At 62.0% G+C, this 21,705-nt stretch carries 17 protein-coding genes and 1 pseudogene; 9 read left to right on the top strand and 9 right to left on the bottom strand.

The features are described 5' to 3' along the window. Positions 1 to 38 precede the first annotated feature (38 nt). The 3 genes and pseudogenes from ACAX43_RS19985 to ACAX43_RS19995 form a co-directional block, all read right to left on the bottom strand. A complete protein-coding gene (locus ACAX43_RS19985; protein WP_370710149.1) occupies positions 39 to 1,283 on the bottom strand; it encodes a DUF1501 domain-containing protein in 1,245 nt (414 codons plus the stop codon). 43 nt (positions 1,284 to 1,326) lie between these two features. Then, positions 1,327 to 1,829 (bottom strand): annotated as a pseudogene (locus ACAX43_RS19990) (DUF1800 family protein); the annotation flags it as partial. Next, on the bottom strand, positions 1,801 to 2,127 hold the full coding sequence (locus ACAX43_RS19995) for a hypothetical protein (RefSeq protein ID WP_370710150.1): 327 nt from the start codon (positions 2,125 to 2,127) through the stop codon (positions 1,801 to 1,803). The gene ACAX43_RS19995 and the pseudogene ACAX43_RS19990, both read right to left, overlap by 29 nt. Positions 2,128 to 2,356: 229 nt before the next feature. Between ACAX43_RS19995 and ompR the strand changes: the two genes are divergently transcribed. The 4 genes from ompR (at position 2,357) to ACAX43_RS20015 (ending at position 5,829) form a co-directional block, all read left to right on the top strand. Beyond that, a complete protein-coding gene (ompR, locus tag ACAX43_RS20000) occupies positions 2,357 to 3,091 on the top strand; it encodes a two-component system response regulator OmpR (protein WP_006048917.1) in 735 nt (244 codons plus the stop codon). Positions 3,092 to 3,135: 44 nt separating this feature from the next. Further along, on the top strand, positions 3,136 to 4,485 hold the full coding sequence (locus ACAX43_RS20005) for an ATP-binding protein (RefSeq protein ID WP_370710151.1): 1,350 nt from the start codon (positions 3,136 to 3,138) through the stop codon (positions 4,483 to 4,485). Between the two features lie 196 nt (positions 4,486 to 4,681). Continuing rightward, positions 4,682 to 5,230: a peroxiredoxin gene (locus tag ACAX43_RS20010; RefSeq protein WP_370710152.1), complete on the top strand. Its 549-nt coding sequence runs from the start codon at positions 4,682 to 4,684 to the stop codon at positions 5,228 to 5,230. A 74-nt stretch (positions 5,231 to 5,304) separates the two neighbouring features. Beyond that, positions 5,305 to 5,829: a carboxymuconolactone decarboxylase family protein gene (locus tag ACAX43_RS20015; RefSeq protein ID WP_370710153.1), complete on the top strand. Its 525-nt coding sequence runs from the start codon at positions 5,305 to 5,307 to the stop codon at positions 5,827 to 5,829. An 80-nt stretch (positions 5,830 to 5,909) separates the two neighbouring features. Here ACAX43_RS20015 and ispF read toward each other — a convergent pair whose 3' ends face one another. Both ispF and ispD read right to left on the bottom strand, forming a co-directional pair. Then, positions 5,910 to 6,389, bottom strand: coding sequence for a 2-C-methyl-D-erythritol 2,4-cyclodiphosphate synthase (ispF, locus tag ACAX43_RS20020; RefSeq protein WP_370710154.1), 480 nt, complete (start codon positions 6,387 to 6,389; stop codon positions 5,910 to 5,912). Between the two features lie 45 nt (positions 6,390 to 6,434). Beyond that, entirely contained in the window at positions 6,435 to 7,148 is a 714-nt protein-coding gene (ispD, locus tag ACAX43_RS20025) for a 2-C-methyl-D-erythritol 4-phosphate cytidylyltransferase (RefSeq protein ID WP_370710155.1), read from the bottom strand. A 121-nt stretch (positions 7,149 to 7,269) separates the two neighbouring features. Between ispD and mfd the strand changes: the two genes are divergently transcribed. The 4 genes from mfd (at position 7,270) to mscL (ending at position 13,818) form a co-directional block, all read left to right on the top strand. Continuing rightward, positions 7,270 to 10,752 (top strand): transcription-repair coupling factor, encoded by a 3,483-nt coding sequence (mfd, locus tag ACAX43_RS20030; protein ID WP_370710156.1) that lies wholly within the window; start codon positions 7,270 to 7,272, stop codon positions 10,750 to 10,752. Between the two features lie 176 nt (positions 10,753 to 10,928). Continuing rightward, positions 10,929 to 12,161, top strand: coding sequence for an acetylornithine deacetylase (argE, locus tag ACAX43_RS20035; RefSeq protein ID WP_370710157.1), 1,233 nt, complete (start codon positions 10,929 to 10,931; stop codon positions 12,159 to 12,161). 88 nt (positions 12,162 to 12,249) lie between these two features. After that, positions 12,250 to 13,272 carry a pyridoxal-phosphate dependent enzyme gene (locus ACAX43_RS20040; RefSeq protein WP_370710158.1) on the top strand — a complete coding sequence of 341 codons (1,023 nt, stop codon included), beginning with the start codon at positions 12,250 to 12,252 and terminating at the stop codon, positions 13,270 to 13,272. A 99-nt stretch (positions 13,273 to 13,371) separates the two neighbouring features. After that, entirely contained in the window at positions 13,372 to 13,818 is a 447-nt protein-coding gene (gene mscL, locus ACAX43_RS20045; protein ID WP_370710159.1) for a large conductance mechanosensitive channel protein MscL, read from the top strand. Between the two features lie 97 nt (positions 13,819 to 13,915). Here mscL and ACAX43_RS20050 read toward each other — a convergent pair whose 3' ends face one another. The 3 genes from ACAX43_RS20050 to ACAX43_RS20060 all read right to left on the bottom strand — a co-directional run bounded on the left by ACAX43_RS20050 (position 13,916) and on the right by ACAX43_RS20060 (position 18,135). Beyond that, on the bottom strand, positions 13,916 to 15,892 hold the full coding sequence (locus ACAX43_RS20050) for a response regulator (RefSeq protein WP_370710160.1): 1,977 nt from the start codon (positions 15,890 to 15,892) through the stop codon (positions 13,916 to 13,918). 62 nt (positions 15,893 to 15,954) lie between these two features. Next, complete coding sequence (locus ACAX43_RS20055; RefSeq protein ID WP_370710161.1) at positions 15,955 to 16,446, bottom strand: response regulator; 492 nt, start codon at positions 16,444 to 16,446, stop codon at positions 15,955 to 15,957. 78 nt (positions 16,447 to 16,524) lie between these two features. Further along, positions 16,525 to 18,135, bottom strand: a complete 1,611-nt coding sequence (locus ACAX43_RS20060) for an ATP-binding protein (protein ID WP_370710162.1) — start codon at positions 18,133 to 18,135, stop codon at positions 16,525 to 16,527. Positions 18,136 to 18,527: 392 nt separating this feature from the next. On the opposite strand from ACAX43_RS20060, the gene ACAX43_RS20065 reads away from it, so the two are divergent. After that, entirely contained in the window at positions 18,528 to 19,022 is a 495-nt protein-coding gene (locus tag ACAX43_RS20065; RefSeq protein ID WP_168793740.1) for a hypothetical protein, read from the top strand. Between the two features lie 92 nt (positions 19,023 to 19,114). Here ACAX43_RS20065 and ACAX43_RS20070 read toward each other — a convergent pair whose 3' ends face one another. Beyond that, complete coding sequence (locus ACAX43_RS20070; protein ID WP_370710163.1) at positions 19,115 to 21,595, bottom strand: AsmA family protein; 2,481 nt, start codon at positions 21,593 to 21,595, stop codon at positions 19,115 to 19,117. Positions 21,596 to 21,705 lie beyond the last annotated feature (110 nt).

A 21,705-nucleotide genomic window follows, 5' to 3' on the forward strand; every position in this document is an offset into this window, starting at 1 on the left:
AACAGCAGCCACACGCCCCAACCAGGCCCAAGCCATCGTCAGACGCGTAGCAACGGCAGTGGCTCGAACCGCTGTTGCAGGATCGCGGACGCGTCGAGTCCCCACCACGGCCCAAGCACGGTGGCGTAGAGTTGCTGGAACTCGACGCCGACCGGCAAGTTGCCATTGCCGTCGAGCCGCGCAAGCACCGGCGGCACACCATAAAGCCCACCGCGCACGCGCCCGCCCATCACGAAATGCGGCGCAACGGTGCCATGGTCGGTGCCGTTGCTCTGATTCTCGCGCGGACGACGCCCGAACTCGGCATAGGTCATCACCAGCGTTTCGTTCCAGCGTCCGAGTTCGACGAGCGCCGACTTCATTGACGCGAACCCTTCGGCCAATTGCATGAGCAGCGTGGCCTGCTGACCGGGCTGGTTCTGATGCGTATCGAAACCGTTCAGCGTCAAACGGATCACCGCCACGCCCTGCCCGCTGCGAGGCTGTCCTGGTGGCGTGCCCCCAAAGGGGACTTCCTTCGGGGCGTCGCCGGCGGCAAGTACCTGCATCGCAGTCTTGATCGAACTGCCGAACGCACCGCCTGGAAACACCGTCCTCAACTGCGCCTGACCTTGTGCGGGACGCAGACGGTCGGCAGCTTTCACAACGTCGTTCTCGACGTCAAGAATGTGCGCCAACTCCGGATTGCGCTCGTGCAGCGATACAGGCGTGGCGAGGTGCGAAGCTTTGACGAATTGTGCGGAATTGACAAGCGCGATCGCGCGGGCGCCGTTTGCGAGGGGTCCCATCTCGGCGCTGCCGATCACCACGCCGTCGGCGGCAAAATCGGGGGGCACCGGCGCCTGCGCGAACGCACGCGTAAGCCAGCCTTCGCGCAGATACTGGTCCGAACGCGACGCGGTGTCCCAGATCTCAATCGAGCGGAAATGCGACAGGTTCGGCTGCGCATAACTGACGCCTTGCACGATCGCCAGTTGGCGGCTCCGCCAAAGCGGCATCAGCGGCTGCAACGACGGATGCAGTGCGGTGCGCTCATCGAGCTGAATCGCCTGCTCACGTTTGATGCCGATGTTCTTGCGCAGCTGGTAGTAAGTGGGATCGGCAAACGGAATCACGGTATTCAACCCGTCGTTGCCGCCCTTCAGCTCGACGAGAATCAGCAGGTTGCCGTAGCCGCGATTCATCGGTTCACCTTGCGCCGCTGCTTGCGCACCGAAGGCGCGTGGCAACCAGAACGTCGCGCCGGCGGCTGCGCCTATCGAGAGAAAGCTGCGTCGTTTCATCCTGCACCTCGTTCGATTGCCCTGGCGCCGCAACTTTTGCACACATCGGATTGCTCATGCGCCGCGGGCCGCCGGCTTCTGTCGCGGAAAACAGTTGCTCGACGAATTGCTTACGTGCAAGCAACGTCGAACTGTTGATCCACGTCGTGCCACCCGGCCATCCTTTGACGTTCGGCGGGTAGAACAGGTTCTCCCCAAGCGTGCGAATCTGCGCAGCGGGACCTTGATATCGGAGTGACTCGCGCGAAACTGCGTGGCGATCGGCGCAATGCGAGCAGGGTCCGGCGTGTCGGAAACGAACTCGCGCCAGAGCGAGGTCGTGACGAAGATCGCGGTTTCGGGTCGCGCAAGGAAGATGTCCAGCACCTGATCGCCGTCGAACCGGCCGGTTTGACCGAGCACGGTCTTGTCGCCGTCGTCAACGGCAAGCGGAACAAAATTGACGGGGGAAGTGCAACGAAATCTTTCACGCTCGACGGCAGCGCGAGGAGCGCGCCCGGAGCAGGCACGAAAATAGCTACCGTTTATAGAGTTCCCGGACAGCATCTTCGATGTGCTGCCGCAACAGGTGCCGTTCGTCGGGCGTCATATGACCATCACGACGACGCTGATCAAGATCGGGGGGGACTGCAGTGCGCAACATCACATCTGATGCGGGGAGGTCGTGGTTCGAATTGCGGCGGTTCGCTTTGGAATTAGGCGACCTGGACGCGCGCTCGCTCGCCGCTCTGTTGGTGGAAGGCTGGGCGTGGGCGAGCGTGGGTCCCAGTGTGCCTGCGAGCGTACCCGCTACCGACAGCGCAATCACGCTTAGGCGCACATTCGGCCAAACCCCTCCCTTCATGTTGTTCCCTTCGTGGCGCGGCAACCGGCTACCTCAAATGCGTATACAAACCCCGGTAGCGAGCCGGGTGCGAGAGTTTTAGTCGAGTGAAGTATCCACCGAACAGCCGCATTCAGTAAAGGAGTCTACCTGCCCGTGCTTTACGTCGTGCCACAGTGCGGGTAAATTTTGTAACTGACTGTAACCCGATAAATGATGCAACCGCGCGTCGCTTTCTAATCGCGCTAAGATGCCGACCATGGAAACTAAAAACCCTTCAAAAATCCTCGTCGTAGACGACGATCCACGCCTGCGCGATCTGCTGCGCCGCTACCTCGGTGAACAGGGCTTCAATGTCTATGTTGCCGAGAACGCGCCGTCCATGAACAAGCTGTGGGTGCGGGAGCGCTTCGACTTGCTGGTGCTCGATCTGATGCTGCCCGGCGAGGACGGCCTGTCGATCTGCCGCCGCCTGCGCGGGAGCAACGACCGTACGCCGATCATCATGCTGACGGCCAAGGGGGAAGACGTCGATCGTATCGTCGGCCTTGAAATGGGTGCCGACGACTACCTGCCCAAGCCATTCAACCCGCGCGAACTGGTCGCGCGGATTCACGCGGTGCTGCGCCGTCAGTCGCCATCGGAGCTGCCGGGTGCGCCGTCCGAAACCACCGAGGTCTTCGAGTTCGGCGAATTCGCGCTGAATCTCGCCACCCGCACGCTCACCAAGGCCGGCCAGGAAATTCCGCTCACCACGGGTGAGTTCTCGGTGCTGAAGGTATTTGCGCGTCACCCGCGTCAGCCGCTGTCGCGTGAAAAGCTGATGGAATTGGCGCGCGGCCGTGAATACGAAGTGTTCGACCGCAGTCTCGACGTGCAGATCTCACGTCTGCGCAAGCTGATCGAACCTGATCCGGGCAGCCCGCGTTTCATTCAGACCGTTTGGGGTCTGGGTTACGTGTTTATTCCCGACGGTGCGGCCTGAGTTTGTTCTCGTCTTCCGTTTTTGATTTCCGATAAGAAGGGCCCATGCGGATCGACCGGCGCCTCCTGACGCTCGCGTTCGGCGGCCTTTTCTGGCGGACCTTTCTGTTGATCGCGCTGTTGATCGCAGTGAGTCTCGCCGCGTGGTTCCAGAGCTTCCGGGTGATCGAACGCGAGCCGCGCGCGCAGCGCGTGGCTTTGCAACTGGTTGCCATCGTCAAGCTCACGCGCACCGCACTCCTCTATTCCGATCCCGATCTGCGGCGCGCCCTGCTGCAGGATCTGGAGAGCAATGAAGGGGTGCGCGTGTACCCGCGCGAAACCACCGATAAATACAAACTGCAGCCTGACGAGTCGCTGAACCGGCTGATCGAACACGACATTCGCGGCCGCCTCGGCGACGACACGGTCATCGCCCAGAGCGTCAACGACATCCCCGGCGTCTGGATCAGCTTCAAGATTGACGACGACGACTACTGGGTCGCGCTCGACCGCGATCAGCTGGACAACGCGACCGGCTTGCAATGGGCCGGCTGGGGCGTGTTCGCGCTGGCGCTGTCGCTGTTCGGCGCGGCGTTCATCACGAGTCTCGTGAACCGACCATTCGCCCGGCTCGCGATGGCCGCGCGCAAGGTCGGCTCAGGTCAATCACCGGAGCCGCTGCCCGAGCGCGGCATGGGCGTGGCTGCCGAAACCAATCGCAGTTTCAACCAGATGGTGCAGGACCTCGAACAGCTCGAGGCCGACCGCGCGCTGATGCTCGCCGGTATTTCGCACGATCTGCGCACCCCGCTCGCGCGGCTGCGGCTCGAAACCGAAATGAGCCCGTCCGACCAGGCCACCAAAGACGCAATGGTCGACGACATCGAGCAGATGGACATGATCATCGGCCGATTCCTCGACTACGCTCGACCGGTGCAGCGAGTGCCAGAACCGGTCGACCTTTCCGTGATCGCGGGAGAATTGGCCGCGCGCATGGCGAGCGAAGACAGCATGCGGCTGATCACGCGGCTCGCGCCCTCGGCGGTGATCGAGGCCGACGAGACCGATATGCGGCGCGTGGTCGGCAATCTGCTGGAGAACGCACGCAAGTACGGCTTGAGCGATGGCGACGGCATACCGCATGTGATTCTGGAAACGCGGGTGTCACACTCGCGAGTGGAATTGTCCGTGGTCGACGAAGGGCCCGGAATTCCAGAGGACCAACTGGCGCTTGTCACGCGGCCGTTCTATCGTGTGAATTCAGCGCGCACCCAGGCGAACGGCACAGGCCTTGGCATGGCCATTGTGCAGCGGCTGGTGGGCCGTTACCGCGGCGCACTGCGCCTGCGCAATCGCACGCCAGGACCGGGACTCGAGGTCACAATCGAGTTCCCGCTCGCAAAAGGCGCATGATGGCGTCTGGTCGGAATGGGCGTTGCCCCCTTCCTGCGACCGTCGGCCGCGTTGAATAACAGCCATCCGAATTGTTAGTTAAAAACTATTGAACGACAAGTTCAATAGAGCTATAGTCGAAAGCGTGTAACGTGCTCGTTACGGCGAGCTGGTAGCCTCAACATGCTGTTTTTCCATCACACGAAGGAGCATTCGCATGAAAACCGTTGGCGATAAAGTCGAAGCGTTCACCGTCACTGCGGCCAAGCCGGGCTTCAACAATCACGAAGAAAACGGCGTGTCGGCATTCGAAGAGATCACGGAGCAGTCGTTCCCGGGCAAGTGGAAGATCATCTATTTCTACCCGAAGGATTTCACGTTCGTGTGCCCGACGGAAATCGTCGAGTTCGGCAAGCTGGTCAAGGATTTTGAAGAGCGCGACGCGGTGCTGCTGGGTGGCAGCGTAGACAACGAATTCGTGAAGCTGGCATGGCGCCGTGAGCACAAGGACCTGAGCAAGCTGAACCACTACGCGTTCGGCGATGTGAAGGGCGAACTGATCGACCAGCTCGGCGTGCGCGACAAGGAAGCCGGCGTGGCGCTGCGTGCCACGTTCATCGTCGATCCGGACAATACGATTCAACACGTTTCGGTGAACAACCTGAACGTCGGCCGTAACCCGGAAGAAGTGCTGCGCATTCTGGACGGATTGCAAACGGACGAACTGTGTCCGTGCAATCGCGCAGTCGGCGGCGCGACGCTGTAAGCAATGCTGTCAGAAGCCCGCAAAGCTTGAAAGAGCAGCGGGCTTTTTTATCGACAAACCGATAGGAGATATCAATGGAATTCTTGTCTTCGATTAAAGCATGCGTGCCCGACTACGCCAAAGACATTCGGCTGAATCTGGACGGAACGATAGCTCGTTCGTCGCTGGAGGGACATGACGCGGTCGGGGTGGCATTGGCGGCGGCGTTCGCCGCGAAAAGCACGGTAATTATCGATGCGATTCGCAATGCCGGGGTTTTGTCGCCCGAGGAGACGAACGGCGCGCTGACGGCCGCTGCGCTGATGGGGATGAATAACGTCTGGTACCCGTACGTCGAGATGACGGATAACGCAGATTTGAAATCGCAGCCGGCGCAATTGCGGATGAATGCTTATGCGTCACATGGCGGCGTGGATAAGCGGCGGTTCGAGATGTACGCGTTGGCGGCGTCCATTATTGGCAAATGCCATTTTTGTGTGAAATCGCACTTTGACACGCTGGTCGCCGAGGGAATGAGTTCCACTCAGCTGCGCGACGTGGGCCGCATCGCGGCAGTGATTAACGCTACCGCGCAGTGCATTGCCGCGGAAGGTAAATAGTTGTTTGTCGCGCGCAGCGCGACCGTGATTCTGCTGCTGCGCGCGTCGATTTTTACGCCTAGCGGGTTAAACAAACCCTATCAGTTCTTGATGAGCAAAACGGCAGCCTGAGCTTCAATGCCCTCGCCGCGCCCAAGGTAACCAAGCTTCTCATTCGTTTTCGCCTTCACATTAACCCGCTCGATCGGCAAGTTAAGATCGGCAGCGATATTAGCCCGCATCCCCTCGATATGCGGCGCCAGCTTGGGCGCCTGCGCAACCACACTGCTATCGACGTTAGCGATAGAAAACCCAGCCGCTGTCACACGAGCAAAGCACTCCCGCAGCAAAACCCGGCTATCCGCGCCGGCGAACCTGGCATCCGTATCAGAGAAATGCCGCCCAATATCTCCCATCGCGGCAGCGCCAAAGATCGCATCGGTAATCGCATGCAACAGCACATCGGCATCCGAATGACCGAGCAGTCCGCGCTCATAGGGAATCGTCACGCCGCCGATAATCAACGGACGCCCCGGCACCAACGCATGCACGTCATACCCTTGCCCAATTCTGAAATCCATATGCGTCAAGTCCTCAAGCCCGTTAACTCAATTGAAATCGTCAAATCAGGAAGCCGAAGGCCGGCACAGAATCGCCTCGGCCAGATCGAAGTCTTCCGGATACGTCACCTTGAAATTGCGCAAACTCCCCTGTACCAGTTTGGGCGCGTGCCCCAGCCATTCGATCGCACTCGCTTCGTCGGTCAGGTCGTGACCGTCCGCCTGCGCGCGCACAATCGCCTCGCGCAACATGCCGATGCGGAACATCTGCGGCGTTTGCGCTTGCCACAAACCATCGCGCGCTTCGGTGCGGGCAATCCGCCCGTCGGACGAACCGGCGTCGATCCGCTTCAAGGTATCCGCAACGGGCAACGCCATGATCCCGCCCACCGCGTCGTCCTTCAGCGCGCCGATCAGCGCGCGGATCAATGCCGGCGTAATCCCCGGCCGCGCGGCATCGTGCACCAGCACCCAGTCGTCGTCGCGCGCGCCGAACTCGGCCAGCGCATGCAGCCCGTTCAGCACCGACGCCTGGCGCGAAGTCCCGCCGGCGCGGCGCACGGCGAAACGCAAGCCGCTGAAGCGGCGCGCGTCGAAATGCTGGTCGTCGGCGGCAATCACGACAAGGGTTTGCGCAAACTCGCTGCAGGCGTCGAAAGCCGCCAGCGAGTAATGCAACATGTCGCGGCCAGCGACAGTGCGATATTGTTTGGGCATCGCGGCGCCGGAACGGCTGCCGGTGCCAGCGCACGGAATCAGGGCAAATAGACGGGAAGTCACGAGTGCGGACGCCGCGAAGTGTAAGTAAACGACGGATTTTATAATAGGTCCTTCGCATCCACGCCCCGACACGCGTAAACTTGCCGATCACGTGTGAGCCTGAGGCCGCCTTTTCTCTTCTATGTCAGACATCGCCGCATCATCGCAGTACTCCCCGCCCGTCGCGCTCGTCAAGGCCGGCCAGCGTTTCGCCTTCGACGGCACGCACGGTTCGTCCGACGCGCTGCTGATCGCCCGCTACCATCTCGCCTATCGCGAGAAGGTGCCACTATTGGCCGTTGTGTGCGAAAGCGCCGTCGACGCGCAGCGTCTGTCGCAGGAAATCGGCTTTTTCGCGCCCGAGGCGCGCGTGCGCTTGCTGCCCGACTGGGAAACGCTGCCTTACGACACCTTCTCGCCGCATCAGGACCTGGTCTCCGAGCGCCTCGCCACACTGCACGATCTCGGTGAAGGCCGCTGTGACATCCTGCTGGTGCCTGCCACCACGGCTCTTTACCGGATGCCGCCTGCTTCGTTCATGGCGGGCTACACGTTCTCCTTCGCGCAGGGCGAGCGCCTGAACGAAGCCAGGCTCAAAGCGCAACTGACGCTCGCCGGCTATGAACACGTGAGCCAGGTGGTGCGTCCCGGCGAATACTGCGTGCGCGGCTCGCTGCTCGACCTCTTCCCGATGGGCTCGCCCTTGCCGTACCGGATAGATCTGTTCGACGACCAGGTCGACTCGATCCGCGCGTTCGACCCTGACACGCAGCGCAGCCTCTATCCGGTGAAAGACGTGCGTTTGCTGCCGGGCCGTGAATTCCCCTTCGACGAAGCCGCACGCACCGCCTTCCGCAGCCGCTGGCGCGAGACCTTCGAGGGCGACCCGAGCCGCGCGTCGATTTACAAGGACATCGGCAACGCCGTGCCGTCGGCGGGCATCGAATACTATCTGCCGCTCTTCTTCGACGAAACGGCAACGCTGTTCCATTACCTGCCCGAAGGCGCGCAACTGGCGTTCGTGGGCGATCTGGATGCGGCGATCAAGCGCTTCACCAACGACACCAGGCAACGCTACAACTTTCTGTCGCACGATCGCGACCGGCCCATTCTGGAGCCGCAGCGTCTGTTCCTGTCGGACGAGGACTTCTTCACCTTCGCGAAGCCGTTCGCGCGGCTCGTCCTGCCCGCCAACGCGGGCGGCGGTTGGTCCGTGCCGTTGCCGAACCTCGCGATCGACCGCCACGCGGACGATCCGGTCTCCGCACTGCGCGCCTATCTCGACACCACGCCGAACCGCGTGCTATTCGCCACTGAATCGGCCGGCCGGCGCGAAACGCTGTTGCAACTGCTCGCCGACAATCATCTGAAGCCCTCGTCGAGCGACAGCTTCCAGGACTGGCTCATCGGCGACGCGCGTTTTTCGCTGGGCGTTTCGCCCCTTGCCAACGGCTTTGCCGTCCCGCTCGACGGCATCGCGATCATCACCGAGACCGAGCTTTACGGTCCGCTCGCGCGCCGCTCGGGACGCCGCCGTCAGGAACAGGCAAGCAACGTCGATTCGATGGTGCGCGATCTGTCCGAGCTGAAGATCGGCGACCCGGTCGTGCATTCGCAGCATGGCATCGGCCGCTACATGGGCCTCGTGACGATGGACCTCGGCGAAGGCGAAACCGAGTTCCTGCACCTCGAATATTCCGGCGACAGCAAGCTCTATGTGCCGGTCGCACAATTGCACGTGATCTCGCGCTATAGCGGCGCGGATCCGGAAAGCGCGCCATTGCATTCGCTCGGTTCGGGTCAATGGGAAAAGGCCAAACGCAAGGCGGCGCAGCAGATTCGCGACACCGCTGCCGAGCTGCTGAATCTATACGCCCGTCGTGCCGCGCGCGAAGGCCATGCATTCTCACTCGAACCGAAAGACTACGTGAAGTTCGCCGAGAGCTTCGGCTTCGAGGAAACACCGGACCAGGCCGCGGCCATCGCGGCGGTGATCGGCGACATGACGAGCGGCAAACCGATGGACCGTCTCGTCTGCGGCGACGTCGGCTTCGGCAAGACCGAAGTGGCGTTGCGCGCGGCGTTCATCGCGGTGATGGGCGGCAAGCAGGTGGCACTGCTCTCGCCCACCACGCTGCTCGCCGAACAGCACACGCAAACATTCACCGACCGTTTCTCCGACTGGCCGGTGCGGATCGCCGAACTGTCGCGCTTCAAATCGACCAAGGAAGTCAACGCGTCGATCCAGCAGATCAACGAAGGCACAGTCGATATCGTGATCGGTACGCACAAGCTGCTGTCCTCGGATGTGCAGTTCAAGCGGCTGGGGCTCGTGATCATCGACGAGGAACACCGTTTCGGCGTGCGTCAGAAAGAAGCGCTGAAAGCGCTCAGAGCCGAAGTCGACGTACTCACGCTCACCGCCACGCCGATCCCGCGTACGCTCGGCATGGCGCTCGAAGGCCTGCGCGATTTCTCGGTGATCGCCACGGCGCCGCAAAAGCGCCTCGCGATCAAAACCTTCGTGCGCCGCGAAGAAGACAGCGTGATTCGCGAAGCGATGTTGCGCGAGCTAAAGCGTGGCGGCCAGGTCTACTTCCTGCACAACGAAGTCGAGACGATCGAGAATCGCCGGCAGATGCTCGAAGCGCTCGTGCCCGAAGCGCGCATCGCGGTCGCGCATGGACAGATGCATGAGCGCGAACTCGAACGGGTGATGCGCGACTTCGTTGCGCAACGCGCGAACGTCCTGCTGTGCACGACGATTATCGAAACGGGCATCGACGTGCCGAGCGCCAATACGATCCTGATTCACCGCTCCGACAAGTTCGGCCTCGCTCAATTGCATCAGTTGCGTGGCCGCGTGGGCCGCTCGCACCACCAGGCGTATTCGTATCTGCTGGTGCACGATCCGCAAGGTTTGACGAAGCAGGCACAACGGCGTCTTGAAGCGATTCAGCAGATGGAGGAACTCGGTTCGGGCTTCTATCTCGCGATGCACGACCTCGAAATTCGCGGCACGGGCGAAGTGCTCGGCGACAAGCAGTCGGGCGAGATTCAGGAGATCGGTTTCCAGCTTTATACGGACATGCTGAACGACGCCGTGAAGGCGCTCAAGGAAGGCAAGGAGCCGGACCTCACGGCACCGCTCGCCGCGACCACCGAGATCAATCTGCACGCGCCGGCCATTCTGCCCGCGGACTACTGCGGCGATGTGCAGGAACGTCTGTCGCTCTACAAGCGGCTCGCAAATTGCGAACACAACGATTCGATCGACAGCATTCACGAAGAATTGATCGACCGCTTCGGCAAATTGCCGCCGCAGGCGCATGCGCTGGTGGAAACGCATCGCCTGCGGCTGGCGGCCAAGCCGCTGGGCATTTCGAAGATCGATGCAGGCGAGACCGTGATCGGCTTGCAGTTCATCCCTAATCCGCCGATCGACGCGATGCGGATCATCGAAATGGTACAGAAACACAAGCACATCAAGCTTGCGGGCCAGGACAAGTTGCGTATCGAAACACGCACGCCGGACCTCGCGGTTCGTGTTGCGACGGTGAAAGAGACGTTGCGCGCACTCGGGTCGCCGAGCCGCGGCACGGCGGCCGCCGTCGCTGCGCGATAGTGCGCCGGTACTGCGCCAAAGCTGGCACCAGGGTCGGTGCAAATATCGACACCGCCAGGAAAACGCGGTACGTCTAGTCGTTTTTTGTTCATGCTGCGGTGCGCAAACGCGCGCCGCAGCATACGGGCGGTTTTTTTTTGGGTATGATCGAAAGACTTAAATGCTGGAGTCTTGTCATGTCTCACGTCGCTGAATCAGCGCAATCCCCGCAAACGCCCGCCTCTGCATCGAATTCTCCCTCTCCTGCTTCGCTTCCCTGGGTCACTCGTCTCGTGTCGATGGACACCGTGAGCCGCAATCCGAATCTCGGTCTGATCGAAACCGTACGTGACGAATTGCGCGCGGTCGGGATCGAAGCGACGCTCACTCACGACAAAAGCGGCAAATGGGCCAATCTGTTCGCAACGATTCCCGCGCACGATGGCGAGACCAATGGCGGCGTCGTGTTGTCGGGCCATACGGATGTCGTGCCCGTGGACGGTCAGCAATGGGACAGCGATCCGTTCAAGCCGGAAATTCGCGGCGATAAGTTGTACGGCCGCGGCACTTGCGACATGAAAGGCTTCATCGGCGCGGCGCTTGCGCTCGTGCCCGACATGCAGCGGACCAAACTTGCCAAGCCGATTCACTTTGCGTTGTCGTTCGACGAAGAAGTGGGGTGTGTCGGCGCACCGCTCCTGATTGCCGACCTGATGAAGCGCGGCGTCAAGCCGGACGGCTGCATTGTCGGCGAGCCGACCAGCATGCGCCCGATCGTGGCACACAAGGGCATCAACGCGTATCAGTGTTGCGTACGTGGTCAGGCGGCCCATTCGTCGCTCACGCCGAAGGGCTTGAACGCCATTGAATATGCCGCGCGTCTGATCTGCTACATCCGCGACATGGCCGATCAATTCCGCGAGCAAGGGCCATTCGACGAACTGTACGACGTGCCCTTCACCACTTCACAGACCAGCACGATCATCGGCGGCAATGCGATCAACACCGTGCCGGCCGAATGCAAGTTCCAGTTCGAATTCCGCAATCTGCCCACGCTCGATCCCGAACCGATCTTCGCGCGCATCGATCAATACGCGCGCGAGACGCTGCTGCCGAAAATGTTGCGCGAGCATCCATCGGCGGCCATCGAGATCACCAGGATCGCCGCGGCGCCCGGGCTCGATTCGTCTGAACAAGCCGCCATCACGCAACTCGTGCGCGCCTTGACCGCCGACCAGGACAAGCGCAAGGTCGCGTACGGCACGGAGGCCGGGCTGTTCTCGCTGGCAGGCATTCCGAGCATTGTGTGCGGCCCCGGCGACATCCAGCAAGCGCACAAAGCCAACGAATTCGTCGCGCTCGATCAGCTTGTGGCGTGCGAGCACTTCCTGCAGAAATTCATCCACAGCATGTCGGTCGACGCCTTATAGGAAGTCCCGTTGAGGGACGCGCACGCGCGCTGAAACCGTTTGACGCAAAAATAGTCTTACTTATATCAAGGAAAAACCCGCCCACGCCATGTCAACCGCCACGCCGCAGCACACCGACCATACGATCGACGGTGAGCCGATCCCGACTCTCGACGACATCGCCACGCAGCATTTTGCGTTGACGCCGTGGGTCACACGAACGCCCGTGTTCGACCGGCTCGACTTTCCGTCGCTGGAAGGCACGGTGGTGAACTTCAAGTTCGAGCTGCTGCAAGCGGGCGGCAGCTTCAAGGCGCGCGGCGCGTTCACCAACCTGCTCGCGCTCGACGAAGCGCAACGCAGCGCGGGCGTCACCTGTGTATCGGGCGGCAATCATGCGGTGGCGGTGGCCTATGCGGCCATGCGTCTTGGCATCAGCGCGAAGGTCGTGCTGTTTCGCGCGGCCAATCCGGCACGTGTCGCATTGTGCCGGCAGTATCGCGCCGACATCGTGTTCGCGGAAAACCTCGCCGAAGCATTCGAACTGGTGCGCCGTATCGAGGCCGAGGAGGGCCGTTATTTCGTGCATCCCTACAACGGTTATCGCACGGTGCTGGGCTCGGCCACGCTCGGCTATGAATGGGCCACGCAAACGCCCGATCTCGAAGCGGTGATCGTGCCGATCGGCGGCGGCGGTCTCGCCGCGGGCGTCGCGACTGCCATGCGGCTCGCCAATCCGCTCGTGCATGTGTACGGTGTCGAACCGGAAGGATCGGATGCGATGGGCAAGAGCTTCGCGGCCAACCACACGGTCAAGATGGGCCACATGCACGGTATCGCCGATTCGCTGATGGCCCCGCACACCGAGGAATACAGCTACGAGTTATGCCGCCGTCATATCGACCAGCTCGTCACCGTGTCCGACGACCAGTTGCGTGCAGCCATGCTGACCTTGTTCGGACAACTTAAGCTCGCCGTGGAACCGGCCTGCGCCGCCGCCACGGCAGCGCTGCTCGGCCCGCTGCGCGAAACGCTCCAAGGCAAACGCGTCGGGGTTCTACTGTGCGGCACGAATACCGATCCGGTCACTTTTGCTGCACACATAGAACGCGCGCGCCATAGCCAGGCATAGTTTCCAGAATAAAGCTCATCCTCTCTTTGTCGGCCAAAAGACTAGCCTATCCTTCTGAGGTTGGTATGATTCGATTATCGACTTCTGGGAGGCACATAGATGAGCATGATTAAGGAATTCAAGGAATTTGCCCTCAAGGGCAACGTAATGGATCTTGCAGTCGGGGTGATTATCGGCGGCGCGTTTTCCACCATCGTCAATTCGATTGTTAAAGACCTGATCATGCCGGTTGTCGGCGTTGCCACCGGCGGCCTCGATTTCTCCAATAAATTCGTTCGCCTCGGCGATATTCCCGCTAGCTTCAAAGGCAGTCCCGAATCGTACAAAGACTTGCAGACAGCGGGCGTCGCGGTATTCGGTTATGGCTCGTTCATCACCGTGGCCATCAACTTCGTGATCCTCGCGTTCATTATTTTCCTGATGGTCAAGTTCATCAATAATCTGCGCAAGCCGGCTGAAGCCGCGTCGGACGTGCCGCCGCCAACGCCGGAAGATGTTCTGTTGCTGCGCGAAATCCGCGATTCGCTGAAGAGCTCACCGCGATAAGCGTTCAAGCCGGCACCTAAGCCGGGGTCAATAAAAAAGCCTGTTGCTGAAAATCGCAACAGGCTTTTTTATGCCGCGCACAACATGCGCCGACGCATTATTGTGCGCCCTTCTCCGCCTTCAGATTCACGGCGCTTTCGATCATCGTCTCGAGCTGTCCGAAATTGACAGGCTTGGTCAGATGCGAAGTAAAGCCGGCGCTCAGGCAACGGCGCACGTCTTCGTCAGTCCCGAAGCCGGTCAATGCAACCGCCGGCGCATCCGAATGCTCGCGGAACGCTTTGACGAAATCGAGGCCGGTGCCGTCGGGCAAGCCCACATCGCTGATCACCAGATCGAAAGTCTGCAACTGGGTGGCGGCCAATGCATCGTCCACACGGCCCACCACCGTGACGTCGTGACCGAGGCTGCGAATCAGCTGCGCCATCACCTCGGCGGTATCCACGTGGTCTTCGATCAGCAAAATGGCCAGCAGGCCGGGAGGATGCACCTCATCAGGCGCGGCAACGGACGACGTTTCCGCAGGCTCCGCGGCGGTCGGCAACGTGATCGTGAAGGTTGCGCCGCAGTGCGCGCCCGGGCTTTGCGCGGTCACGGTGCCCCCGTGCACATCGGTCAGTGCCTTCGTGATCGCGAGGCCGAGGCCCAAACCGCCGAATTGCCGCGTCATGTTCTGGTTGCCTTGTTCGAACGCGTTGAAAAGCTTGCCGATCTGGTCGGGCTCGATGCCGATACCCGTATCCTCGACCGATATCTGCACGTGCATGCGTTCGTCGCGCGTGCGCACATAGATATGGCCGCCGTCCGGCGTGAACTTGGCGGCGTTGCGAATCAGATTCCACAGCATCTGTTGCAGCCGCGCGCGGTCGGCGAGCACATAGTGGTGCTGCGCGTTCTTGTAGACGTGCACGTCCTGCTGCTTGACCTGAATCTCGCTGCGGAAGAGTTCGAGCACGCTATCCATCACGTCATGCACGTCGACGGTTTCCAGCGACAAACGCAGTTTGCCATTCGCCACTCGCGTGAGATCGAGCAGATCGTCGATCAGCCGTGCTTCGAGTTCGACGTTGCGGCGGATCATCCGCACGCTGGCGCGCGCCTGGTCGGGCAGACCCGGGATCATCTCCAGCACGGCGGCGCCGGCCAACACAGGTGTGAGCGGCGTGCGCAATTCGTGTGACAGCATGGCGAGGAAGCGATCTTTCGCACGGTTGGCTTCTTCAGCGATCTGGCGAGCGGCCTGCTCCGAGGCGAGCAGCCGTTCGCGCTCCTCGATCGCTTCACGCTGCGCATGAATGTCGGTGCAACTGCCGAACCATTTGCTGACGTTGCCTTCGGCGTCGCGCATGGCGACTGCGCGGGCGTCGAACCAGCGGTATTCGCCATCGTGGCGGCGAATCCGCATGTCGTGCCGATAGTCGCCCGCGCCGCTATTGACGGCCTTGAGCCACGTGCGACGGATTTCCTCGCGGTCGTCGGGATGCACGGCTTCGAGCCATGCGAGACCGTACGAACTGCTTTCCGCCAACCCCGTGTAGTCGAACCACTGCTTCGAAAGGAAATCGCAATCACCCGCCGCGTTGCAGGTCAGCACCAGGTGCGGCAACGCCTCCGACAGCGTCCGGTAATGCTGTTCGCGATCCCGCAGCAGCAAGGCTTCGTCTGACGCTTTCTGCAAACGCACCTGCGAGCGTACCCGCTCGACAGCTTCGGGCAAGTAGTCGAGGTAGTCACCGGATTTCGGCACCACGTCGGACACGCCCGCGCGCAACGCTTCGATCACGCGGGATTCGTCGGTGAAACCGGTCACGAGGATGGCGGGAATCCGCACGCCTTCCGAGCGCAGGCGGCGAAAGAAGTCGAGGCCGGTCTCCGGCCCGTTGAGTTGGTAGTCGAGTACCAGCAGGTCGGGGGCGCCCACGGCGAGCCGCTCCCGCGCCGCTTCGACGCCCGCGCAGATCGCCACCCGGCAGCCGGCGCGCTCGAGCGACTTGCGCGCGAGCCGCAGGATGCCTTCGTCGTCATCGACGACCAGCACATACGCGGCGGGCTGCGGGGATACGTCTTCGTTCATGCGGAGTCTTCTCTGTGGCTATCTCGTCATGGGCTTCGGAATACCGTCACATGAGCCCTGCGTCACGGCGCTGCCAGACGGGGGCCAGACGGCAGCTTGACCACCTGCAGGAAAAAGCCGAGACGGCGCACGGCTTCGATGAACGCCTCATATTCGACCGGCTTGGTGATGTAGACGTTGCAGCCGAGTTCGTAACAGCGCGCGATTTCGCGCGGGTCGTCGGTCGTGGTCAGCACGATCACCGGGACTGCGGCTGTCTGTGGCGAATCCTTCAGGCGCCGCAACACCTCGAAGCCATCCACGCGCGGCATTTTCAGATCGAGCAGCACGACGAAATTCGTCAGATCTTCGCGAGAAGGATGAGGGGTGGCGGCAGGACTGCCGGTAGCGTCCGTGGGCGTCGGGCCGAAAAAGTAATCGAGTGCCTGCTGGCCGTCGCGAAAGCGCACGAAACCGTTCGAAAGACCGGCACGGCGCAGATTACGCTCGACGAGCGTGGCGTGGCCGTCGTCATCTTCGATCAGCACGATACTGACCGTTTCTTCCTGACTCATATGCCCTCCATGCTGACACGTCGTTTTTTCATCGCGCTTACGGCTGCCCAAACCGTTGCCTCTCGCGATTAATTCAGCTCAATTTCGCGCAGACTGTTCCGGCAACACGACAAAAAAGGTCGACCCCGCGCCTTCCGCCGACTCGACCCACACGCGGCCGCCGTGCCGCTCTACCATACGCCGCACCACCGCGAGACCAATGCCTTCGCCGTTTGCGACGTCGCCGTGCAGGCGCTGAAACGCCCGGAACACCTTCGACATATATGCGGCGGGAATCCCGAGGCCATTGTCGCGCACGTAATAAGTGCGCGTGCGCAACGCGCGCGGCTCCGTCTCGTCGCCCGGTTCCGGCGCCAGCGCGCCAATCTCGATCCAGCCATTGCGCGCCGGATCGAGATAATTAAGCGCGTTGCCGACCAGGTTGCTGAAAATCTGTTCGATCGCGCCCGGGTCGCCCCATGCGGGCGGCAAATCGCGGACAGTAACCACCACCGCGCGTTGCCGGATCGCGTCCTGCAACGCGTCGACCACCCGGCCCACCACCCGTCCGACGCTCACTCGCTGCCACTGGTATTCGAGCCGGCCCGCCCGCGAAATCCGCAATAGGGCGTCGATGATCGCCGCTGCCCGCGTCACCGCGGTGCGCAGATATTGCAGAGACTCGCGCACGTCGCCGTCGAGGATATGCACCATGCGTCGATGCTCGGCCTGCGGCAGTTTGGCGGCCTCGACGATGCTGTCCAGTTCGTCGCACGATACCTGCAATTCTTTCGAAAAACCTTGCAGATTCACCAACGGCGAGCGCAAATCGTGCGACACGCTGTAGATGAACATTTCGTTGTCTTGTGTCTCCTGACGCAGCGCCTCGTTGACGCCCGCCAGTTCCCGCGCGCGCGCTTCGAGCCGCGCTTTCAGCATGGCCTGCTCGCCTTCGGCTTCGCGCAGGCGTGCGCCTGTGTGATGCAGCACCGCATCGAGCGCGGCGATTTCGTCGTTACCGGACAGCGGCACCGCGAGCTGTCGCCCGCTGCCTAGACGCTCCGCGTTGCCCGTCAACACTTCCAGCCGCCTGCCAATGCTGCGCGCAAACACTACCGCGGTGGCCGCCCAGATCAGCATCGAGCCCAACACTGCCGCGATCAGCGCGTATTGCTGGCGTTCACGGCGCCGTGCCAGAGCCGTGCCGCGTTCGGCGTCGAGCCGCAACGCCTCGTTACCGAACGCAGCGAGCTCATCGCGAAACAGCGCGATCTGCTGTGGCAGCGCCCCGGTTTCCAGCGCGGCAAACGACTTCAGGTTGCGTCCTTCATGCAACGCCTGCGAGATCGTGGCGGCCTGCGCGCGATAGGCGTCGATCGCCCGTTGCATCTCGCGCACGCGCTCGACCTGCGGCGGCGTGTCCGCCACCAGCGTTTCAAGATTCGAAAGCCGGTCGCCGAGATCGACCCACACGGTACGGCGGTCGATAAACGACGGATCGCCGACGATCATACCCGTGCGAACCCGCGCGGCCTGACGCAGCATCGGATCGACAATGGCCGACGACTGATAGAGGATCTGCTTGCTGTTGCTGACCCACTGCGCGGCCTGCGCTGTTTGCTCCTGGGTATCGAAGACGACGCCCAGAAGCGCCAGCTCGACCACGCTCGGCACTGCAATCAGCAGCAGACCCTTGGTGAATAGTTTCATGTTGGCCCGAAGGGTCGTTCAAGCCTCGGCGGCACGCACGGTCCGGTCGCGTTCGCCATGCAGGCGGGCGGTTGCGGCGCCGGACAGACGAGCAAGCCGCAGCGCAGCCGGACGGGCCATTATCGACGTGAACGTAGGATATTTCAACGTAGCGACAAGATGCGCCCGCCCACATAAAAAAGACTTTTTTATTGGTACGAGGTGTTTTTTCGTCGACGCGTGCGTCTATGATGGAGACAGATGTGCTGGGAAGCGAAAGCGCGCGGCGAGGCGGTTCGGCATGATTCGTGCGGGAGGCGGTGGGGCGGCGCAGGCGTCGAATCACCGTGAATCCGGCCCTGTCGTATGCTATAAAAGATCGACGTGCGGCGCGCGAAGCCGGGAGTTGTCGCATGAGGACGCTGCGTTTCTTGCAATTCTTTTTCAGGCGAATTTTTATGTCCTTCCCGAAAAAGCGTAGACGCGCGAAGGTGGACGGCGATGAGTCGTTCCTCGCGGTACTACGGCATTTCAAGCCGTTCAGTCAGCTCGACACCAAAATTGCGCGCGCTCGCGCCCAGGACGAACCGGTGCTCTATGCGCATGTGCTGCCAGGACTCGATGTGCTCCTCTGCAGTGTGCGGGGGGCGCAGCCACCTTATCCCGCCCCCGCTGAATTGCGGCGGCGTTGTATCGAATCCATCACGAATGCGTTGGAACAGCCGCTCGACGGGCTCGAAAATGGCGGCTATTGGTATGAGGCCGACGGGTTTGGTTTTTTGGTCTTTGCCAGCCGGGCTAGAGGCAAAATCCTGACGGAGTTTGGTGCCACCCGGATCGGCGGCGCGAGGCGTGGGGTTCGCCGGCAGGATGCGGCTGGGGATGCCGCTCCGCGCTCATTGAGGTAGGTCTTTCGCTTCGTCTGGTTTTATTTGGCAGCCCCGTTGTGTGCGCGCCTGCGGCGTTGGGCAGCCGTCGATTTTCTTTCGGCTGCGCGACATCAACTCCCCTTATATTCAGCCGCACTAGCCGGTGACATCACGGCTGGCTTCTTCTCAGACGCGGCCGGCGACGAAGCGCCGGCCGAAGACTTATTCACCGGCGCACCGTCGAGAGAAATGGCAGCTTTGGGCCGCTCCTTAACGCCCGGCGGCGGCGCAGTCGGCGCTTGACGAACCTGCGACAGCAACTGCCCGCACGGCAGCGACTTGTTATTGCTAGGCGCGAGCAACGGAATCAGCGCCGCCAACGGATTGATCAATCCCAGCCCAATCGCGGCACCGCCCCGTAGCGCCAGCGCGGCTGCATTCACGCCCACGTCGGGATCCTTGAACGTTCCCTTCACATACAACGGCGAGCGCAGCGAGAACACCCGGAAGCCCTTGGTATGGGGATGCACGCCAAGGTCCAACGACTCGTCGCGCAGATTCACCTTGCCGTCGATATTGATCACCGCATCGTCCGTATCGAGCGCGAAGACCCGCGAATCCAGCACGCCGTTGGTCGCGACAAAATCGGCGGCCGCGCAGTTGATCTTCACGTCGCGCTTGCCGAACAGCTTTTCATATACGACGTTCGCCACGTTCAGCCCTGCCGCCTCCATCAGCAGACGACTCACCGTGCCGTCGGTGATCAAGGCCTTCACCTCACCGTTCGACGTCGCCGCGAGCGCCGCCGGCGAATTGCCAGTCGCGGTCAGCGCGGCGTCGCCGTTGATTTCGCCGAGCGCGTTCTGCATCGTCTTGAAGTTCGGAAACAGCTGTTTGAGCTTCAGGTGGCGCGCGGACGTCGCGAAGCGGCCCTTTAGCGGCGTCGCGCTGCCGTCCAGATGAATGTTCGATTCCAGCAAGCCGCCCGCCACGCCGAACTTCAGCGGCTCCAGCGACAGCACGCCGTCGGTCATCACCACGTGCGTGTACAAGTCCGTGATCGGCAGGTTCGTGTTCTTGACGATGCGGCGGCCCGTGAACTTCACGTCGGCGTCGATCGCCTTCCAGCGGTCGGTGCGGAATTCCTCGACCGGCAGCGCCTTGTTGCTCGGCTGCGGCGTCGCATCGCCGCGCTTGGCCTTGCTCGCATTCGAGTCCGCGCCAATCACCGGCGCCAGATCGGAGAACTGCAGCAGATGCGACACCAGCTCGCCCTGCAACAGCGGACGCGGTTCACGCGCCGTATAGATCATCGAGCCATTCACGTCGCTGCCGCCCACCCGGCCAGTGAAATTTTCGTACTTGAAGACGTTGCCGCCGGCTTTGAACTGGCCGACGAGTCGTCCCTCGGTTGCATACGGCGGCGTGTCGGGCAAGGTCACGCCGGTCAGCGAATACAGCCGCGCCAGGCTATTGCCTTGCAGCCACAGGCGCAAATCGACCGCGGCAAGATGCGCTGGATCAGTGATCGTGCCCACCAGGCCGACGCGCAGGTCGCCCGCCTTCACATCGGCCTGGACCGGGAATGGCCGGTTGGCATCCTGCAACGCCAGCACGCCGCCCACTTTGCCGCTGCCGGCCACCGGCGTCTTGTTGTAGGTACCCTTGATGGTCCAGCCGATCGCGTACATCGGGATCGCCGGTTTCGCGCCGCCCGCGACGCCTGACTCGCTGGCGTTCGACGCCGGTGCCGAAGCCACCGCAGCGCCGCTCGCGGCCTCGCTTGCACCCTTCGATCCACCGGCGGCCAACGCGCCCGAGGCGCCGTTCGCCGCTGTCGTGCCCGACGCCGTAATGTCCGTCGCCGACGCGCCGGAGGCTGCCGCCGCCGAGGCAGCCGCTGCCTCCGATGCCGCCTGCGCGTTAGCCTGTGCGGTGAGCTTGCCCGCGCCCGCCTTGCCGATCGTCAGCGCGGACGCGTTGCGCGACGCCGCTTCCTGCTGTTTCATCGCCTCGCCAATGGGAATCGGCTGGCCGAGTGTATCGACAGCCATCTCCACCTCGACCTTCTTTTGCTGATCGGATAGCGCGATGTTGCCCTTGGCAAACGCGATGTCATGCAGTTCGAGCTTCCACTCGGAAGGCCCGGTGGACGCCGGCAGCTTGAACGTCCAGTTGTCGCGCCCGTCCAGCAGGCGCTCAAGATCGATCGACGGATTCACGAGGTTGATCGTGGGAATCACGATGTCGTGCGCGAGCAGCGGCAACACTTTGACCTCGAAGTCGATTTCGTCGAGCGTCGCGAACTGCGGCTGCCTGGTCCAGCCAGGATTGCCCACGGTGATATTGGCCGCGGAGAAACGCGGCCAGGGCACCCAGCCGTGCCAGCCGGTCTCGCCGACCGGATGCCGCCACCCTACTTTCAGATCGCCGTTGATCGCGAACGGCCGGCCGATCGCCTGCGTGACTTTGTCGTTGATGTAGGGCCGAGCCCGGTTCCAGTCGAAGGTCAGAATAAAAACGATCAGCACGACAATCAGAATGACGATGATCGCCACCAGCCATGCGATGATTTTTCCAATCCGTCTTCCAGTCGTGCTCGACACTGCCATTGCGGGCTCCGCGTTTTCTTCTTCGTCGTGCCTCGAGTCAGCACGTATCGTGCCTGGTCGTATTGTCTAACAGGTGTCGTTATCATGACGCACAGTTCGCGCACAGGTTG

Origin of the sequence: Paraburkholderia sp. IW21, assembly GCF_041321145.1 — a bacterium.
GTDB lineage: Bacteria > Pseudomonadota > Gammaproteobacteria > Burkholderiales > Burkholderiaceae > Paraburkholderia.

Bases quoted from the DNA above. Each gene is read 5' to 3' on its own strand.
- ACAX43_RS19985 (WP_370710149.1), bottom strand. From the start codon at position 1,283: ATGAAACGACGCAGCTTTCTCTCGATAGGCGCAGCCGCCGGCGCGACG.
- ACAX43_RS19995 (WP_370710150.1), bottom strand. From the start codon at position 2,127: ATGAAGGGAGGGGTTTGGCCGAATGTGCGCCTAAGCGTGATTGCGCTG.
- ompR (WP_006048917.1), top strand. From the start codon at position 2,357: ATGCCGACCATGGAAACTAAAAACCCTTCAAAAATCCTCGTCGTAGAC.
- ACAX43_RS20005 (WP_370710151.1), top strand. From the start codon at position 3,136: ATGCGGATCGACCGGCGCCTCCTGACGCTCGCGTTCGGCGGCCTTTTC.
- ACAX43_RS20010 (WP_370710152.1), top strand. From the start codon at position 4,682: ATGAAAACCGTTGGCGATAAAGTCGAAGCGTTCACCGTCACTGCGGCC.
- ACAX43_RS20015 (WP_370710153.1), top strand. From the start codon at position 5,305: ATGGAATTCTTGTCTTCGATTAAAGCATGCGTGCCCGACTACGCCAAA.
- ispF (WP_370710154.1), bottom strand. From the start codon at position 6,389: ATGGATTTCAGAATTGGGCAAGGGTATGACGTGCATGCGTTGGTGCCG.
- mfd (WP_370710156.1), top strand. From the start codon at position 7,270: ATGTCAGACATCGCCGCATCATCGCAGTACTCCCCGCCCGTCGCGCTC.
- argE (WP_370710157.1), top strand. From the start codon at position 10,929: ATGTCTCACGTCGCTGAATCAGCGCAATCCCCGCAAACGCCCGCCTCT.
- ACAX43_RS20040 (WP_370710158.1), top strand. From the start codon at position 12,250: ATGTCAACCGCCACGCCGCAGCACACCGACCATACGATCGACGGTGAG.
- mscL (WP_370710159.1), top strand. From the start codon at position 13,372: ATGAGCATGATTAAGGAATTCAAGGAATTTGCCCTCAAGGGCAACGTA.
- ACAX43_RS20050 (WP_370710160.1), bottom strand. From the start codon at position 15,892: ATGAACGAAGACGTATCCCCGCAGCCCGCCGCGTATGTGCTGGTCGTC.
- ACAX43_RS20055 (WP_370710161.1), bottom strand. From the start codon at position 16,446: ATGAGTCAGGAAGAAACGGTCAGTATCGTGCTGATCGAAGATGACGAC.
- ACAX43_RS20060 (WP_370710162.1), bottom strand. From the start codon at position 18,135: ATGAAACTATTCACCAAGGGTCTGCTGCTGATTGCAGTGCCGAGCGTG.
- ACAX43_RS20065 (WP_168793740.1), top strand. From the start codon at position 18,528: ATGAGGACGCTGCGTTTCTTGCAATTCTTTTTCAGGCGAATTTTTATG.
- ACAX43_RS20070 (WP_370710163.1), bottom strand. From the start codon at position 21,595: ATGGCAGTGTCGAGCACGACTGGAAGACGGATTGGAAAAATCATCGCA.